This window comes from Streptomyces sp. NPDC047085 (assembly GCF_040643735.1).
Classification (GTDB): Bacteria; Actinomycetota; Actinomycetes; order Streptomycetales; family Streptomycetaceae; genus Streptomyces.
In genome coordinates, this window is record NZ_JBEYUW010000002.1 from 406,408 (window position 1) to 422,881 (window position 16,474).

Here is a 16,474-nt window from a genome sequence, read left to right on the forward strand (position 1 = left end):
GCGACCTGAACGCCGACGGGGCCGGGTCAGTCCTGGGGGGCCGGCACGACCGTCAGATGCGCGGGCTCGCCGCGCGGCCGCCGCGGCCTGCGCGCGGTCGCGGCGGAGCGGCGGGCGGCATCGCGCAGGACCATCGTCAGACGCCGGTGGCCGAGGTCGCGCAGGACCGGAGGGGTCTCGTCGACGATGCGGCACTCCGCCGGACCGCGGCGCGGGTCCGGGTGGAGCAGGAGACGTACGGCGCCGTCGAGCCGGGTCGCCGTCTCACCGACGGCACGCATCCAGTGCGGCAGGCCCTGCCGGTAGGCGGCCTCCATGATCGGATCGTGCGCGATGTCCCGGCGGATGGCCTGGAGTTCGTGGTCGTGACCGTGCTGCTCCACGGCGGTCTTGAGCTGGGCCAGCATCGGCAGGCACCAGCCCGCCTCGTGTTCGCCGAGGATCTCGCCGGCGTCCGGGTGGAACAGGACGAACCGCAGGAAGTTGTCCCCGGGCATGGCCGTGGGGTGGGGGCGGACGCCGCGGAAGAGTGTCTCGAACGCGCTGTTGGCCAGGACCACGTTCCAGCGGTGGTCCACCACGAGGGACGGGAAGGGGACGGCCTCGACGAGCGTGGCGTGGTCCTGGAGGTAAGCCTGGATCTCACAGCTCTCGGGGACGGGCCGCGGTGCCGGCCGCTGCCCTCCTGCCTGATGTGCCATCGGGAGGTCACCCCTCTTGCCTGTGCGGCCCTGACGCGGCCCTGCGATCCTGCGGCCAGGAGCGTTCCGTGTCAACTATCGTGGCATTTCATGCCGGTTGACGGCTGAAATTCGCCACAGTTGTGGCGGGACCTGGATGTGAGTTCGAGGCACCGGCTACTCTCCGGGAAGTTCACGGCGACCACACATGAGAAGCACACGGACGCATCTGAAACCCTCGAGAGACGTAGGAGTTCTGTCGGTGACGGATGGCTACGAGGATCCGGGCGCCACGGCGACCGCCCAGCTGCCGGCCGTCGTCGCCCGCGTCACCGCGCTCGCCGACCGGCTCGGCGTGCCGCACGCCGAGGTCTTCGACGTCGCGCGGCTCTCGGTGGCCTGCGGCGTCCCGGAGGCGGTGGTCAAGGCCCTGCTCGGCGGCAGGCCCGCGGGCGAGCCGGACGTCCAGGCCCGTTTCCTGCAGCGCCTGGACCTGCTGCGCCGCACGCGGCTGAAGCCGGGCGGCCGCAAGTACACCCAGCAGGAGATCGCCGACGGCGCGGGCATGTCCCGGCAGCAGGCCGGCGCCCTCATCAACGGCGACCGGCGCCCCACCATGGAGCACTGCGACGCGCTGCAGCGCTTCTTCCGCGTGCACGCGGGCTTTCTGACGGCGGAGGACCCGGAGGCGCTGGCGGGGGCGCTGCAGCGCACCGAGCAGGAGCTGCTGCAGAAGCTCGCCGACCGGGAGCGGGCGGCGGCGGGCGCCGCGGCGGACCCGCTGGAGCGGCTGCTGCAGGACCACGGGGTGCGCGGGATCGCCTGGCGCGCGGCTCAACTCCCCACCGACCAGCACCGGGACAAGGTCGCGGAGTGGCTGGACATGCTTCTGGAGAGCGTGAAGCGTCCTGAGGTGTGAACGGGCGCGACGGGTGAAGCGGCCGTAGGTGTGCACGGGCACGACGGGTGAAGCGCCTGAGGCGCGGACGGGCGCGCCGTGTGAAGCCGCCTGAGGCGTGCACAGGCGCGCCGTGTGAACCCACCTGAGCCGTGAACCCGCTTCCGCTGAGCGGGCGAACCCGTGACCCGGGACCCCTGGTCGAGCGCAGAGGCGAGGGCGTTGTCAGTGGTGGACGGCAAGCTGGATGCGTGCGCCGTACGACGCGGCGCGCGGCGCCGCAGGGCGCGTGATTCGTGACGCCGAACCGGGGAGAGCCGACCGATGCCCACCGCCGTACTGACCGACCGTGAGCGCACCGCCGTCCAGGCCTATCTGCGGCTGCTGCATACCGTGCGCGCCGCCTTCGACGGACCACCGGACGGCCCCCGGCCCGTCGTCGTACCGCCCGCCGTGCTCGACGAGGCGGAGAGGGCACTGGCACGGGCCGGGCTCGCGGGCAACGAGGAGGACTTCTTCCGACTGGTGCGCGAGTGGTGCCCGCAGGAGTGAGCCGGGCGCGGGGCGGCCGCGCGTCGTCAGGCCGCCGGGACCGTCACCACCGTCAGGACCAGGCCGTCCTCGACCAGCCAGCGCCCCTGGAAGCCGCTGAGGCGGGCGCCGCCCACCACCGGTCCGGGCACGAGCAGCCGGGCCTGGAAGCGGCCGCGCGTGCCGTCGCCCGGTGCGGGGGCGAGGTCGATGTCGGCCTCGGAGAAGTCCAGCCAGGCACGGGTGAGCGGGAACCACGCCTTGTACACGGACTCCTTGGCGCTGAACAGCAGCCGGTCCCAGTGGACGGCGGGCCGGGCGGCGCCCAGGTCGCGGTGCCGGTCCCGCTCCGGAGGCAGCGAGATGGAGTCGAAGACGCCCTCCGGCAGCGCCGCGTGCTCTTCGGCGTCGATCCCGAGGGAGGCGAGGTCGGTGGCGCGGACCAGCGCGGCCGCGCGGTAGCCGTCGCAGTGGGTCATGCTGCCGGCCAGCCCGGCCGGCCAGCTCGGGGCGCCGCGCTCGCCGGTCAGGACGGGCTGCGGGGGCACGCCGAGCTTCTCCATGGCGCGGCGGGCGCAGACGCGTACGGCGGTGAACTCCTGGCGGCGCTTGGCCACCGCGCGTGCCACGAGCGGCTGTTCCTCCGGGTAGAGCGAACCGTTCTCGGTCTCCGGGTCACCGAACGCTTCCACGGCCACGACCGACTCCGGGAGCAGTTCCTCGATCACCGGTCCCGACCTCCATCGGCAGTATGCGGCGCAGTCGTCCCGGCCGTTCCGGGCGCTTCTGCCACTCCCGGGGGTACCCCACGGAGACCTCTTCGAAGCGGACTCCGTCCAGCCAGGTGGTCCGGGGGATGTGCAGATGACCGTAGACCATCGTGGTGACGCGGAACCGGCGGTGCCAGTCGGCGGTGAGCCGGGTGCCGCACCACATGGCGAACTCGGGGTGCCAGAGCACGTCCATCGGGTGCCGGTCCAGCGGGTAGTGGTTGGCGAGGACGGTCGGCAGGTCGGCGGGCAGTTCGGCGAGCCTGCGCTCGGTCGCGGCCACGCGGGCGCGGCACCAGTGCTCGCGGGACGGGTAGGGGTCGGGGTGGAGCAGGTACTCGTCGTTGCAGACGATGCCGGTGCTCTCCGCGTAGGCCAGGCCCTCCTCCTTCGTGGCGCACCCGGCCGGCAGGAAGGAGTAGTCGTACAGCAGGAACAGCGGCGCCACGACGACCGGTCCGCCGGGGCCGCGCCAGACGGGGTAGGGGTCCTCGGGGGTGGTGACGCCGAGTTCGCGGCACAGGGCGACGAGATGCTCGTAGCGGGCGACGCCGCGCAGGGTGACGGGGTCGCGCGGGTGGGTCCACAGGTCGTGGTTGCCGGGTGCCCACAGGACCTTGCGGAAGCGGTCCGCGAGGGTGGCGAGGGTCCAGCGGATGTCGGCGACGGTCTCGGCGATGTCGCCGGCCACGATCAGCCAGTCGTCGTCGGTGTGGGGGCGCATGCGCTCGACGAGGGCGCGGTTCTCGGGGTAGGTGATGTGCAGGTCACTGATGGCCAGCAGCTGCCCGGCCCCGGCCACAGGCTCCACCCCTGCTCCTTTCCCGCACGCCGTCGGCACCACGACAACACATGTCACCCGGCGCGGCAAGGGGAGACCTGGCCGAGGAGGACGGAGGAGCAGCCGAGGAGGAGCCGAGGAGTACGGGTCGTGGCCGGAGAAAAGCCGCCGGACCATGGCCGGAGAGCGGCCGGAGAACGGCGGGAGGGTGGCCGAGGAGCACCTGGACAGGGACGGGGGATTCCGTAACACCAGCGTTGCACGCGGGGGCCTTTGAAAGCCGTATGATCCCCCCAACACCACTGCCCAACTCCTTTCCCTCCGGGCCGGTTCGGTGTCCCTTCCTCTCTCCTGCCCGGGCACGGGCCGCTGAGCCGTGCCCGAAAACCGTGAAAGGCGGCCTGCATGCTCTCTCGCGTACGCGTCTGGCTCAACCGCACGTACGCGGAGAACGTGTTCTTCATGGATCAGCTGCGGAGAAATCCCAGCGATCGCGCGGTCGAGATCCACGCCACGCACGGTGACCCCGACTCCCCGGTGCTGGCCGCCGCCGACACCGCCGACCTGGAGCCGGAGGGGCTGTCCCCGGCCGCGTACGTCGAGTACGCCCTGGACCAGTGCGCGCGGCGCGGCATCGACGTCTTCGTGCCCCGGCTGCACCAGGCGGCGATCGTGGCGCACCGCGCCGACTTCGAGGCCGTGGGTACGGCGCTGCTGGCGCCGACGCCGCAGGCGGTCGCCGTCTTCGAGGACAAGGCCACCGCGTACGAGGCAGTCCGCTCGGTCGGCGTCCCGGTGCCGCCGTGGTGGCGGGTGCGTACGGCGGACGAACTCCTCGCCGCAGTCGAGGAGTTGGAGGCGGCCGGGCACAAGCCCTGTTTCAAGCCGGCCGCCGGAGCCGGCGGGGTGGGCTTCCGGGTGATCACCCGCGCCCCCTTCTCGCTCGCGCACCTGAACGGCTTCCCGGGGCCGTACGTCCAGCTGGACCTGGTCGTCGAGGCGCTGCGGCGGGCCGAGGAGCCGGTGGACTGGCTGGTGATGCCGCGGCTGGAGCAGCCGGAGGTCTCGGTCGACTGCCTGACCGGCCCCGACAACCGGGTCAGGCTGGCGGTGGGCCGCACCAAGAACGGCCGTCGGCGCGGCTTCACGCTGCACCCGCAGTGGCTGGAGCCGGCCCGGCTGATCGCGGAGGGGTTCGGGCTGCACTACCTGTCCAACATCCAGTTCCGCATGTTCGGCGACCGCCCGGTGCTGCTCGACGTCAACACACGGGCGGCCGGTGGCCTGCACCAGCTGTCGCTCTGCGGGGTGAACGCCCCGTGGGCCGCCGTGCAGTTGGCGCTGGGCGAGGACCCGGGCGTGGTCGAGCCGCCGTTCCTGGGGCAGGACTACACGGTGGTGTCGGGGCCGCGTCCGTTGCGGCCGGTGTCGCTGCCGCAGCAACGGGTCGAGGAGCCGGAGGTGTTGCTCCCGGCAGTGCCGATGCCCGTGCAGGCGGCTTCGACGGCCGAAGCGGCCGAAGCGGCCGAGGTGTTGCCGCTCTAAGCCGTACACGTTTTCAGCTCACCGGTATGGACCAATTCCGCGCAACTCCTTGACAGCGGGATTGGTCCATACCAACTTTGTTGGCGCATCGCTTCCGCACTCCCCTGCACTCCCGAACACCCCCATCCCCACAGGGAGATCGCGTGCGCCACATACTCGGGCGTCCCAGACGCCGGCTCCTCGCTCTGCTCGGCTCCGCCGCTCTCGCGCTCGGCGGGGCCGTCGCGCTGCCGGGCACGGCCCAGGCGGCCAACATCCTCACCAACCCCGGCTTCGAGTCGGGCGGCCTCTCCCCCTGGAGCTGCACCGGCAACCTCGGCTCGGTCGTCTCCTCCCCCGTGCACGGCGGCTCCAAGGCCCTGCAGGGCGCGGTGACGTCGAGCGACAACGCGCAGTGCAGCCAGACCGTCGCCGTCCAGCCGAACACGACGTACACCCTCAGCGGCTGGGTCCGCGGCTCGTACGTCTACCTCGGCGTGAACGGCGGCGCCTCCACGTGGACGACCTCCCCGTCCGCCTACAGCCAGCTCAGCGTCACCTTCACCACGGGCGCCTCGCAGACCAGCGCCCAGATCTACGTCCACGGCTGGTACGCGCAGGGCACCTACTACGCCGACGACATCAGCCTGGACGGCCCGGGCGGTGGCGGAGGCGGCGGGGACACCCAGGCGCCGACCGCGCCCAGCGGGCTCACGTCGACCGGCAAGACATCGTCCAGCGTGTCGCTCAGGTGGAACGCCTCCACGGACAACACGGGCGTGACCGCGTACGACATCTACAGCGGCTCGAACCAGGTGCTGAGCGTCTCCGGTACGTCCGCCACGGTCAGCGGGCTGTCGCCGAGCACGTCGTACACCTTCACGGTGAAGGCGCGGGACGCGGCCGGGAACACCTCCGCGGCCTCGAACTCCGTGAGCGTCACCACGGACGCGGGCTCCGGCGGCGGCACCGGGTTCAAGCAGGCGGCGCCGTACCTGTACGAGGGCTGGGGCGACCCGCCGAACCCGACGACGGTGATGAGCGCGACCGGCGTCAAGTGGTTCACCATGGCGTTCGTGCTCGACTCGGGCGGCTGCACCCCCGCCTGGGACGGCCAGCGGGCCCTGACCGGCGGCGTCGACCAGACCGCCATCAACCAGATCCGCTCGGCCGGCGGTGACATCGTCCCGTCGTTCGGCGGCTGGCAGGGCAGCAAGCTCGGCGCCAACTGCTCCTCCGCCAGCGCGCTGGCCGGAGCGATCCAGAGAGTGATCGACGCCTACTCGCTCAAGGCGATCGACATGGACATCGAGAACACGGACGAGTTCGAGAACGAGGCCGTCCAGGCGAAGATCCTGACCGCGCTGAAGACGGTCAAGGCCAACAACCCCGGCCTGAAGACCATCGTCACCTTCGGCACGTCGACCACCGGCCCGACCTACTACGGCAACCGGCTCATCGAGCAGGCCAAGTCGCTCGGCGCCGACATCGACGTGTTCACCATCATGCCGTTCGACTTCGGCGGCGGATCGGACATGTACGGCAACACCGTGAACGCGGCCGAGGGGCTGAAGGCCAAGCTCAAGTCGACCTTCGGATGGGACGACGCGACCGCCTACGCGCACATCGGCATCTCCGGCATGAACGGCCTGTCCGACCAGCAGGAGAACACGACCCCGGCGATCTGGACCCAGATCCGTGACTGGGCCAACTCCCACCACATCGCCCGGCTCGCCTACTGGGCGGTCAACCGTGACCGGTCCTGCCCCGGCGGCGGCGTGGTGAGCAACTGCTCCGGCATCAGCCAGAGCACCTGGCAGTTCACCTCGATCACGGCCGGGTTCACTGGCTGACGGTGGTCCGGTAAGGAGGGAGGGCCGCTCGGCGGAGCGGCCCTCCCCTTCATGTCTGCGGACGGCTCTACTTCAGGTACGCCAGGCCCGGATGGACGGCCGTGTAGCCCTCGACCAGCCTGCGGGCGACGTCGACCGAGTCGACCAACGGGTGCAGTGCGAAGGCCTTCACGGCCGTCGCGCGGGAGCCGGACTCGGCGGCGGCGAGCACCTCGCGCTCGACCGCCTTCACCGAGCACACCAACCCGGTGGCATGCCCGGGCAGCGGGTCGACGGTGAGGGGGTGCGCGCCGTTGGCGTCGACGAGGCACGGGACCTCGATGACCGCCTCGGCGTCGAGGGCGGCCAGGGTGGAGCGGTTGCGGACGTTGAGGATGAGGGTCGCGCGTTCGTCGCGGGCGATGGCCCGCATCAGGGCGAGGGCGACCTTCTCGTACCCGCCGGACAGGTCGTCGGCCTCGCGCTCACCGGCGCCGGCGGTCTCCCGGTTCTCGGCCATGTACGTCGCCTCGCGTTCGGCGCGGGTGCGGTCCCAGGCGGGCAGCGCGGGCACGCCGGGGTTCGCCGCCTCCTCGTAGAAGCGGGCCTGCTGGTCGCGCAGGAAGGCGCCGCGGGTCTGCTCGGCCTCCTGGTAGGCGCGGACGGTCTCCCGGTTGAAGTAGTAGTAGTGCAGGTACTCGTTGGGGATCGCGCCGAGGGACCGGAGCCAGTCGGCGCCGAAGAGCCGGCCCTCCTCGAAGGAGCCCAGCAGGGCGCGGTCGGCGAGCACGCGCGGGAGTTCGTCGCGTCCGGCGACGTGCAGGCCGCGCACCCAGCCGAGGTGGTTGAGGCCGACGTAGTCGATGAAGGCCTCGCGGGGGTCGGCGCCGAGGACGCGGGCGATACGACGGCCGAGGCCGACCGGTGAGTCGCAGATGCCGATGACCCGGTCGCCGAGGTACCGGGACATGGCCTCGGTGACCAGTCCGGCCGGGTTGGTGAAGTTGATGACCCAGGCGTCCGGGGCGAGCCGTGCCACGCGCCGGGCGATGTCGACGGCGACGGGGACGGTCCGCAGACCGTAGGCGATGCCTCCCGCGCCGACCGTCTCCTGGCCGAGGACGCCCTCGGCGAGGGCCACCCGCTCGTCGTCGGCCCGCCCCTGCAGACCGCCCACCCGGATCGCGGAGAAGACGAAGTCGGCGCCGCGCAGTGCCTCGTCGAGGTCGGTCGTGGCGGTCACGGTGGGCGCGTCCGGGACCCCGGCGGCCTGCTCGGCCAGGACACGGGTCACCGCGCGCAGTCGAGCGTCGTCCAGGTCGTGCAGGACGACCTCCGTGACCCGCCCTTCGGCGCGGTCGGTCAGCAGTGCACCGTGGACGAGCGGCACCCGGAACCCGCCGCCACCCAGAATCGTCAGCCTCACACGCGCACCCTATGGGACGGCGCCCCGCCCCCGGCGGTCACCGAGCACTGCCCGGCCATCGAGTCAACGCCGGCCCTTCAGGGCGGCTTCATCCCGGGGTTCCGGTGCCACGGGATGCTGCGGCACGTGAGCGAGGGCGGAGAGGGAAGACCGGACGGGCCGGGCGAGCCGGTCGGGCTGGACGGGCCGGGCCGGTGCGCGGGCGCCGGGCCGTACGACAGCACGGCGCCGGTCGGCATCCGGAGCCACCGGCACGAAGGGATCGTCCTCGCCAATCGGCAGCGGCGCCGTGGCCTGGGGTGGCTGGCGGCGACCTGGGAGCTGTCGGTGGCCGACGGCCGCGTACTGAGCGCGCCGGCCGAGCTGCCCGCGCTGTGCCCCGGCGAGACGGCGGCCGTACCGCTGCCCTTCGCGCTGCCGCGGGACGGCGGCACGATGTGGCTGACGTTGCGGGTGACGACCGCCGAGGACGAGCCGGGAGCGCCCCGCGGCACGGAGGTGTGCGCGCCTCGGCTACGACTGCACGTCACCGCACACCCCGACGCACCGGTACGACAGCCGGGCCGCGTGGTGCACCTGGACACCACGCACCGAGTCCTGCGCACCACCTCCCCTGTGCCCTCCCCTTCCCCCTCCCCCTCCCACCCGGCGTACGCCGCCGTCTGAGCCCCCACCGCCCCCGCTCCCCGTCCCTCGTCACGTTCTTCAGGGTCCCCGCGATCCCGGAAACGGTGACCCGCCGACCGATACGTGGTTCTATTCCCCTCCCATCCCATCTCCGTCGACGTGGCAGGAGCCTGATGAAACGTCATCTCCTCACCCTCACCGCCCTGTTGGGCGTCCTCGCCCTGGGCGCACCGAGCGCTTCCGCCGCCGACGGCCCCGCGTGGGCGCCGGCCGGGACGTCGTACACCGACACGCTCGGGGGCGGGCAGGGGCTCGCGAGCCGGGCGGGCGGCCCGCTGCTGCACCGCGGCTTGCTGGACATCCCGCTGGACCTGCGGATCAAGGGCTGGAACCACGTCGGCGACCCGGACATCGCGCGCGGCTACGTCTTCGACGCCTACCAGGGCGCCGACACCGCCACGTCCAAGTTGTATGCGGTGACCACGCCGTCCGGCAGGCGCTACGACTACGTCCACCCGCTGGATCCGGGCGAGAAGGTGAACAACTCCTTCGCCACCGTCTCGCCCGACGGCCAGTGGCTGGTGTCGGGCGAGTGGGGCGACCAGAACCGGCTCCAAGTGTTCCCCGCGCCGCTGCTGAACCCGGCCACACCGGCCACCGGCGGCTCGCTGGCGCAGGCCGGGCAGATCTCCCTGGACCGGCCGGTGCGCGACATCCAGGGCTGCGACTTCGTGACCGGCACCCGTCTGGTCTGCGCCTCGGACGACGACTCGGGTCAACTCTTCCCCGAGTCACGGCCGTTGCTCCAGGTCGACCTCCCGCACCAGCTGGACGGGCGGCCGGTCACCGGCTCGGTGAAGAGCCTGTTCGCCCTGCCGCAGACCAGCCTGTGCAAGGGGACCTTCGAGGCGGAGGGCGTGGACTACGACAGCGCCGACGGCACCCTGCGGGCGGAGGTGATCCCGCCGGGCGTGTGCGCGGTGGCGACGGCGGTCTACGCGTACCGGAGGTGACGCGCGGACCGCACGGCGAGCGGTGAACCAGTCCGGATCCGGCCCCGCTGTTCCGTGTGCGGGGCCGGATCCGGTCGGCAGTCGGCAACGGTTGTCAGCAGTTGCCCGCGTCCCGCTTGCCGGCGAAGCGGTCGCCGAGCCAGGAGACGACGTCGCCGATCGCCTGGGCGTCGCCGCTGAGATGGTCGCCCACGTACGGGGTGTAGCGGGTGCTGATCCCGGCGGCGCAGTAGGCGTGTCGGGTGGCGCTCGCGGTGCCGGCGGGGATCACCTCGTCGAGCAGGCCCCGGTACTGGAGCACCGGGAAACCGATCTCGTACCGGGCGCCGGAGCCGGGGGTGCCCACGCCGGTGCCGAGCGTGTTGCCCTCGGCGACGTCGCTCCAGCTGGTGCCGTCCGGTGCCTTGAGCGCGTACATCTTCTCCAGCGTGAGCGCGTCCTTGGTGTACTGCTCGACCCGCGCGCCAGGGAACTTGGCGACGGTGCCGACCGCGCACAGTGACTCGGCGTCCTTGACCGCCTGGCGTCCGCTGTCGTTGAGGAGACTGTCGAACGGCAGCTCCGGGTGGGTGACGGACAGTCCGATGAGCGCGTCGATGAGGAACCCGGCGAAGAACTGCCCGTCGAGATTGTCCGCGACCTGCTTGAGGTCGGCCGGTATGCCGCCGGAGGCGGAGCCGACGACGTCGAGGTCGGGGGCGTAGGAGCGGGCGAGCTGGGCGGCCCACAGGCTGCCGGACCCGCCCTCGGAGTAGCCCCAGATCCCGACCGGGGCCCGCCGGCCCACCCCGCCGCCCGGTACCCGGGACGCGGCGCGGGCCATGTCGAGCGCGGCGTGGCCCGCCTCGACGCCGGAGACGTACGGGTGGACCTGGCCGTCGAGGTACCCGGCGCCGTCGGTGGCGGCCACCGCGTATCCGGCCTTGAGCAGGGCCGCGATGTTCGGGCCCTCGTAGGCGTCCTGGTACTGGCCCGCGAGCTGTTTGGAGAACGCGCACTGCGGGCCGAGGCCCAGGGTGCCGGGCACGAAGGCGACCAGCGGCCGCTCGCCGGGCCCGGTCCACGGGGCGCGCGGCACGACGACCGTACCGGCGACGGTGACCGGCCGCCCGCGCCCGTCGGTCGAGCCGTACTGGACCTTCCACGCGTCCAGAGGTGTGTCGTAGCCGACCAGCGGCAGCGCGTCGAGGTGACGGCAGGCGATGACGGCGCCGGGCGCGGCGGTGGGGCGGTCCGGCGGCCGGTAGATGTCGGCGTCGGCCGCGACACACGGCACCTTGGCGCCGATGCCGGCATCGGTGCCGGCACCCGTGTCGGTGCCGGTTTCCGCGCCTGCGGCGGGCACCGCGAGGAGCCCGCCGAGCAGTGCGGTCGCGACGAGCACGGCGGCTCTGCCGGGTCGGCGGCGTGGGGGGACGTGCTTGCTGGACCTGGATGACATCACGTCAGAACGACCCTTCTGTGGGGTGAAGGCGAAGAGGTGCGTGAAGCCGAGCAGGCCGTGAGGTTACGGATGCGTAAGTAAGCGCTGCTAGTTAAAGAATGACGAACCGGATGGGGTGGAGCTGTGCGCCGGTGACTAGCCTTGCCCGCCGCCTTCACGGGGTGAACTCCCGTGCCACAGTGGGACTTTCTTTGGTTTGACTCTTGACGACCGGGGAGCCGGAGAGCACATTGGCGGCACCCTGAGAGCGCTCTCAGAACACTCGCACGTCTCAACCCGTACCCGAGAGGCACCCCACATGAGCGAAACCTCCGGCACGTCGTATACAGACGGCAGACATCCGCAACCCCACGCGGGCGGCGGACATCCGGTCACACCCCACAGACGCCGGTACTCCGTCCGCCGGGCCCTCGTCGCCGCGTTCGGCACGCTCGCCCTCGCGGCGGCCGCGGCGGCCGTCGGTACCCTCCCCGCCGACGCGTCCGCCCCGACTCCCCCCTCCGGCTGGACCCAGGTCTTCCTCGACGAGTTCAACGGTTCCGCGGGCTCCGGTGTCAACACCGCCAACTGGCAGTACGACACGGGCACTTCGTACCCGGGCGGCGCCGCCAACTGGGGTACCGGCGAGGTCGAGACGATGACCTCCAGCACCAGCAACGTCTCGCTCGACGGCAACGGCAACCTGCTGATCACCCCGCGCCGCGACGCCTCCGGGCACTGGACCTCCGGCCGTATCGAGACCAACCGCACCGACTTCCAGCCGCCGGCGGGCGGCAAGCTGCGTGTGCAGGCGCGGATCCAGATGCCCAATGTCACCGGCGCCGCTGCCAAGGGGTACTGGCCGGCGTTCTGGATGCTGGGCTCGCCGTTCCGCGGCAACTACTGGAACTGGCCGAGCATCGGCGAGCTGGACGTCATGGAGAACGTGCAGGGCCTGAACACGGACTGGGCCACGATGCACTGCGGCACCAACCCGGGCGGCCCCTGCAACGAGACCTCCGGGATCGGCAACTCGACCGCGTGCACCGGCACGACCTGTCAGACGGGCTTCCACACCTACGCGATGGAGTGGGACCGCTCGACCAGCCCCGAGGAGATCCGCTTCTACCTCGACGGCGTCAACTTCCACACCGTGAGGGCGAATCAGGTCGACGCGACGACCTGGGCCAACGCCACCAACCACGGGTACTTCCTCATCCTGAACGTGGCGATGGGCGGCGGCTTCCCGGACGCGTTCGGCGGCGGCCCGGACGCCGGTACCGAGCCGAACCACCCGATGGTCGTCGACTATGTGCAGGTGCTGCAGTCCTCGGGTGGCGGGGGCGGCACCACTCCCCCGCCCTCCGGCAACCGGGACGCCTACAGCGCCATCCAGGCCGAGTCGTACGACAGCCAGTCCGGCGTGGGCACCGAGACGACGTCGGACTCGGGCGGCGGACAGAACATCGGCTGGCTCGCGAACGGCGACTGGGCCCTGTACAAGGGGGTCAACTTCGGCTCGACCCCGGCCACCCAGTTCTACGGCCGCGTGGCGAGCGGGGCCGGGGCCGGGGTGAGCGGACTGGTCGAGGTGCGCCTGGACAGCCGGAGCAACGCCCCGGTCGGCAGCTTCGCGGTGGGTGACACCGGGGGCTGGCAGTCATGGCGCACGATCCCGGCGAACATCGGCTCGGTGACCGGCACGCACGACGTCTATCTGACGTTCACCAGCGGCCAGCCGGCCGACTTCGTGAACGTGAACTGGTTCGACTTCGGCCACTGACCGGCCTGATCGCAAACGACTGGTCGCTGACGACCGGTCGCTGCGGCTAGCGAAGTTCAGCTCGGAACGCCACCGGTGTCTGGCCGGTGTGCAGATGGAAGAACTTGGAGAAGTTGGCCGCGTCGGGGAAGCCCACGGCAGCCCCGACGCGGCCGATCGGCATGTCCGTGTGGGCGAGGAGGCGCTTGGCCTCAAGGATCACCCGCTTGTCGATGAAGCCCTTCGGGGTCTCGCCGGTGGCCGCGCGGACGGCGCGCACGAGGGTGCGGCGGGAGTAACCGAGCGCGTCGGCATAGGCGTTGACGCTGTGGTTGGTGGCGAAGCCCCGCTCGACAGCGTCCCGGAAGAGGGTGAAGGTGGTGTCCGTCGGCTGCCGTGAGGCCTCGGCGGAGCTGGCCGCGAGATGGGCGAGGCGCAACAGGAACGCGGTGAGGCTGTGCCGCAGGACCGCCGTGTGCAGGCTGAGCGGGAGCGTGGCGGTGTCCTCGTACTCGCGGCGCAGATGGGCGAGGGAGGCGCCGAGGGCGGCGAGCTGTGCCGGGTCGGGGTGCAGCAGGGGCGGGAGGTCGTAGCGGTACAGGCCGGTGGCCTCGACGGTGGCGCGGGGCAGGAAGCCGGGCTGCATGGTCAGGACGGTGCCGCGGTACTCGCTGGTGCGGGAGAAGCGGTGGACCTGTCCGGGGCGGATCCAGAGCAGGTCGCCGGCGGCGGCCTCGTACTCGGCGAAGTCGATCATGTGCCGTACGGGGCCCTCGGTGAAGAGCATGACGACGTGGAAGTCGATGCGGTGGACGCGGTGCAGCGGGGCGTCGGCGTGCCAGGCGGCCTCGCCGCCCATGGTGCCGATCTGTATGCCGACACCGCCGACGGCCAGCTCGGCCGGGAAGGGGAAGGTCCTGATCCCCTCACCTTCGCCTTGGTGTGTTCTGTCCGCCATGTCCTGCCCGTGCCGTCCCTGTCGCGCGATCACTGTCCCAGATTCACCACAGGCTGACACACCCTGCCCTTCCGCCGAAAAAGTCAGACTTTTAAGTTTGAACGCGTCCGGTCAGCAATCTCGCATCGAACGAGGACTTCTTGAACATGAGCGCGCAGACAACCGACGGCTTCGAGTGGACCGACCTCGACCGGCGTGCCGTGGACACCGCCCGGCTTCTGGCGGCCGACGCCGTGCAGAAGGTCGGCAACGGCCACCCGGGCACGGCGATGAGCCTGGCCCCTGCCGCGTACACGATCTTTCAGAAGGTGATGAGGCACGACCCGGCGGACCCGGAATGGGCCGGCCGTGACCGCTTCGTCCTCTCCCCCGGCCACACCTCGCTGACCCTCTACACCCAGCTCTTCCTCGCCGGGTACGAGCTGGAGCTGGACGACCTGAAGGCGTTCCGCACGCACGGCTCGAAGACGCCGGGGCACCCGGAGTACGGGCACACCGCCGGCGTCGAGACCACCACCGGCCCGCTCGGCCAGGGTGTGGCCAACGCGGTGGGCATGGCGATGGCGGCCCGCTTCGAGCGCGGCCTGTTCGACCCGGACGCCCCCGAGGGCACCTCCCCCTTCGACCACACCGTCTGGGCGATCGTCTCCGACGGCGACCTGGAGGAGGGCGTCTCCGCCGAGGCCTCCTCCCTGGCCGGCCACCAGAAGCTCGGCAACCTGGTCTTCCTCTACGACGACAACCACATCTCCATCGAGGGCGACACCGCCACCGCCTTCTCCGAGGACGTGCTGAAGCGGTACGAGGCCTACGGCTGGCACACCCAGCGCATCGAGCCCACCGCCGACGGCGACGTCGACGTGCCCGCCCTGTACGCGGCGCTGGAGGAAGCGCGGGCCGAGACCGGGCGGCCCTCCATCATCGCCATGCGCACGATCATCGCCTGGCCCGCCCCGAACGCGCGGAACACCGAGGCCTCCCACGGCTCCGCGCTCGGCGAGGACGAGATCGCCGCGACCAAGCGCCTCCTCGGCTTCAACCCGGAGCAGTCCTTCGAGGTCACCGACGAGGTCCTGAACCACGCCCGCCGCGCCCTGGACCGGGGCGCCGAGGCCCACGCGGCCTGGGACAAGCGGATCGCCGAGTGGCGCACCGCGAACCCCGAGCGGGCCGCGCTGTTCGACCGGATCAGCAAGGGCGAGCTGCCCGAGGGCTGGCAGGACGCCCTGCCGGTGTTCGAGGAGGGCAAGGCGGTCGCCACCCGCGCCGCCTCGGGCAAGGTGCTGCAGGCGCTCGGCCCGGTCCTGCCCGAGCTGTGGGGCGGCTCCGCCGACCTGGCCGGCTCCAACAACACCACCATCGACGCGTCCAGCTCCTTCCTGCCGAAGGGCAACCCGCTGCCCGAGGCCAACCCGTACGGCCGTACCGTCCACTTCGGAATCCGCGAGTTCTCCATGGCCGCGGAGATGAACGGCATCGCCCTGCACGGCAACACCCGGATCTACGGCGGCACCTTCCTGGTGTTCTCCGACTACATGCGCAACGCCGTCCGTATGTCGGCGCTGATGCAGCTGCCGGTGACGTACGTGTGGACGCACGACTCCGTCGGCCTCGGCGAGGACGGCCCCACCCATCAGCCCGTCGAGCACCTGGCCTCGCTGCGCGCGATCCCGGGCCTGAACGTCGTCCGCCCGGCCGACGCCAACGAGACCGCGATCGCCTGGGCCGAGATCCTGAAGAGGCACGCCACCGACCCGGCCCCGCACGGGCTCGCGCTCACCCGCCAGGGCGTGCCGACGTACGCGCCGAACGAGGACGCGGCCAGGGGCGGGTACGTGCTGCGCGAGTCCTCGACCGAGGTCCCGGAGGTGATCATCATCGCGACCGGCTCCGAGGTGCAGTTGGCCGTCGCCGCCCGGGAGCTGCTGGAGGCCGAGGGCGTCGGCACGCGGGTGGTGTCCATGCCATCCGTGGAGTGGTTCGAGCAGCAGCCGCGCGCCTACCGGGAGAGCGTGCTGCCGCCCGCCGTGAAGGCGCGGGTCGCCGTCGAGGCCGGCATCGGTCTGACCTGGTACCGGTTCGTGGGCGACGCGGGACGGATCGTCTCCCTGGAGCACTTCGGCGCCTCCGCCGACGCGAAGACCCTGTTCGCCGAGTACGGCTTCACCCTCGAGAACGTCGCCGCCGCGGCCCGCGAGTCGCTCGCCGCCGCGCGCGCCTGATCCCACGCGACAAACGCGATAGACGCG

General features: G+C 71.8%; 14 protein-coding genes. 8 read left to right on the top strand and 6 right to left on the bottom strand.

The window, feature by feature from the left end:
* Positions 1-26: 26 nt before the first annotated feature.
* A complete protein-coding gene (locus ABZ865_RS07560; RefSeq protein WP_361225402.1) occupies positions 27-701 on the bottom strand; it encodes a hypothetical protein in 675 nt (224 codons plus the stop codon).
* A 241-nt stretch (positions 702-942) separates the two neighbouring features.
* Between ABZ865_RS07560 and ABZ865_RS07565 the strand changes: the two genes are divergently transcribed.
* Positions 943-1,599 carry a helix-turn-helix transcriptional regulator gene (locus ABZ865_RS07565; RefSeq protein WP_361225405.1) on the top strand — a complete coding sequence of 219 codons (657 nt, stop codon included), beginning with the start codon at positions 943-945 and terminating at the stop codon, positions 1,597-1,599.
* A gap of 303 nt (positions 1,600-1,902) precedes the next feature.
* A complete protein-coding gene (locus ABZ865_RS07570; RefSeq protein WP_361225408.1) occupies positions 1,903-2,130 on the top strand; it encodes a hypothetical protein in 228 nt (75 codons plus the stop codon).
* 26 nt (positions 2,131-2,156) lie between these two features.
* Here the strand turns inward: ABZ865_RS07570 and ABZ865_RS07575 are convergent, their stop codons facing one another.
* A complete protein-coding gene (locus ABZ865_RS07575; RefSeq protein ID WP_361225411.1) occupies positions 2,157-2,837 on the bottom strand; it encodes a 4'-phosphopantetheinyl transferase superfamily protein in 681 nt (226 codons plus the stop codon).
* Positions 2,785-3,690 carry a metallophosphoesterase gene (locus tag ABZ865_RS07580; protein WP_361225414.1) on the bottom strand — a complete coding sequence of 302 codons (906 nt, stop codon included), beginning with the start codon at positions 3,688-3,690 and terminating at the stop codon, positions 2,785-2,787. Before ABZ865_RS07580 ends, ABZ865_RS07575 begins: the two co-directional genes overlap by 53 nt.
* Before the next feature lie 375 nt (positions 3,691-4,065).
* Between ABZ865_RS07580 and ABZ865_RS07585 the strand changes: the two genes are divergently transcribed.
* Together ABZ865_RS07585 and ABZ865_RS07590 are read left to right on the top strand one after the other, a co-directional pair.
* Positions 4,066-5,205, top strand: coding sequence for an ATP-grasp domain-containing protein (locus ABZ865_RS07585; protein ID WP_361225417.1), 1,140 nt, complete (start codon positions 4,066-4,068; stop codon positions 5,203-5,205).
* 143 nt (positions 5,206-5,348) lie between these two features.
* Entirely contained in the window at positions 5,349-7,037 is a 1,689-nt protein-coding gene (locus ABZ865_RS07590) for a carbohydrate binding domain-containing protein (protein WP_361225420.1), read from the top strand.
* A gap of 67 nt (positions 7,038-7,104) precedes the next feature.
* Here the strand turns inward: ABZ865_RS07590 and ABZ865_RS07595 are convergent, their stop codons facing one another.
* The gene (locus ABZ865_RS07595) at positions 7,105-8,442 is read right to left on the bottom strand and encodes a 6-phospho-beta-glucosidase (protein WP_361225423.1); all 1,338 of its coding nucleotides are present in this window, start codon (positions 8,440-8,442) and stop codon (positions 7,105-7,107) included.
* Positions 8,443-8,568: 126 nt separating this feature from the next.
* Between ABZ865_RS07595 and ABZ865_RS07600 the strand changes: the two genes are divergently transcribed.
* Positions 8,569-9,108 (top strand): DUF4981 domain-containing protein, encoded by a 540-nt coding sequence (locus tag ABZ865_RS07600; RefSeq protein ID WP_361225426.1) that lies wholly within the window; start codon positions 8,569-8,571, stop codon positions 9,106-9,108.
* A 134-nt stretch (positions 9,109-9,242) separates the two neighbouring features.
* Positions 9,243-10,082, top strand: a complete 840-nt coding sequence (locus ABZ865_RS07605) for a hypothetical protein (protein ID WP_361225429.1) — start codon at positions 9,243-9,245, stop codon at positions 10,080-10,082.
* A gap of 94 nt (positions 10,083-10,176) precedes the next feature.
* Here the strand turns inward: ABZ865_RS07605 and ABZ865_RS07610 are convergent, their stop codons facing one another.
* Positions 10,177-11,466: a lipase family protein gene (locus tag ABZ865_RS07610; RefSeq protein WP_361225432.1), complete on the bottom strand. Its 1,290-nt coding sequence runs from the start codon at positions 11,464-11,466 to the stop codon at positions 10,177-10,179.
* Positions 11,467-11,824: 358 nt separating this feature from the next.
* Here ABZ865_RS07610 and ABZ865_RS07615 point away from each other — a divergent pair, with 358 nt between their 5' ends.
* Positions 11,825-13,288: a glycoside hydrolase family 16 protein gene (locus tag ABZ865_RS07615; RefSeq protein ID WP_361225435.1), complete on the top strand. Its 1,464-nt coding sequence runs from the start codon at positions 11,825-11,827 to the stop codon at positions 13,286-13,288.
* Positions 13,289-13,334: 46 nt separating this feature from the next.
* Here the strand turns inward: ABZ865_RS07615 and ABZ865_RS07620 are convergent, their stop codons facing one another.
* Positions 13,335-14,225 (bottom strand): AraC family transcriptional regulator, encoded by an 891-nt coding sequence (locus ABZ865_RS07620; RefSeq protein WP_361225438.1) that lies wholly within the window; start codon positions 14,223-14,225, stop codon positions 13,335-13,337.
* A gap of 146 nt (positions 14,226-14,371) precedes the next feature.
* Here ABZ865_RS07620 and tkt point away from each other — a divergent pair, with 146 nt between their 5' ends.
* Complete coding sequence (gene tkt, locus ABZ865_RS07625; RefSeq protein WP_361225441.1) at positions 14,372-16,447, top strand: transketolase; 2,076 nt, start codon at positions 14,372-14,374, stop codon at positions 16,445-16,447.
* Positions 16,448-16,474: the final 27 nt, after the last annotated feature.

Coding starts and splice junctions, on each gene's coding strand:
- ABZ865_RS07560 (WP_361225402.1), bottom strand. CDS start 701: ATGGCACATCAGGCAGGAGGGCAGCGGCCGGCACCGCGGCCCGTCCCC.
- ABZ865_RS07585 (WP_361225417.1), top strand. CDS start 4,066: ATGCTCTCTCGCGTACGCGTCTGGCTCAACCGCACGTACGCGGAGAAC.
- tkt (WP_361225441.1), top strand. CDS start 14,372: ATGAGCGCGCAGACAACCGACGGCTTCGAGTGGACCGACCTCGACCGG.
- ABZ865_RS07615 (WP_361225435.1), top strand. CDS start 11,825: ATGAGCGAAACCTCCGGCACGTCGTATACAGACGGCAGACATCCGCAA.
- ABZ865_RS07605 (WP_361225429.1), top strand. CDS start 9,243: ATGAAACGTCATCTCCTCACCCTCACCGCCCTGTTGGGCGTCCTCGCC.
- ABZ865_RS07570 (WP_361225408.1), top strand. CDS start 1,903: ATGCCCACCGCCGTACTGACCGACCGTGAGCGCACCGCCGTCCAGGCC.
- ABZ865_RS07620 (WP_361225438.1), bottom strand. CDS start 14,225: ATGGCGGACAGAACACACCAAGGCGAAGGTGAGGGGATCAGGACCTTC.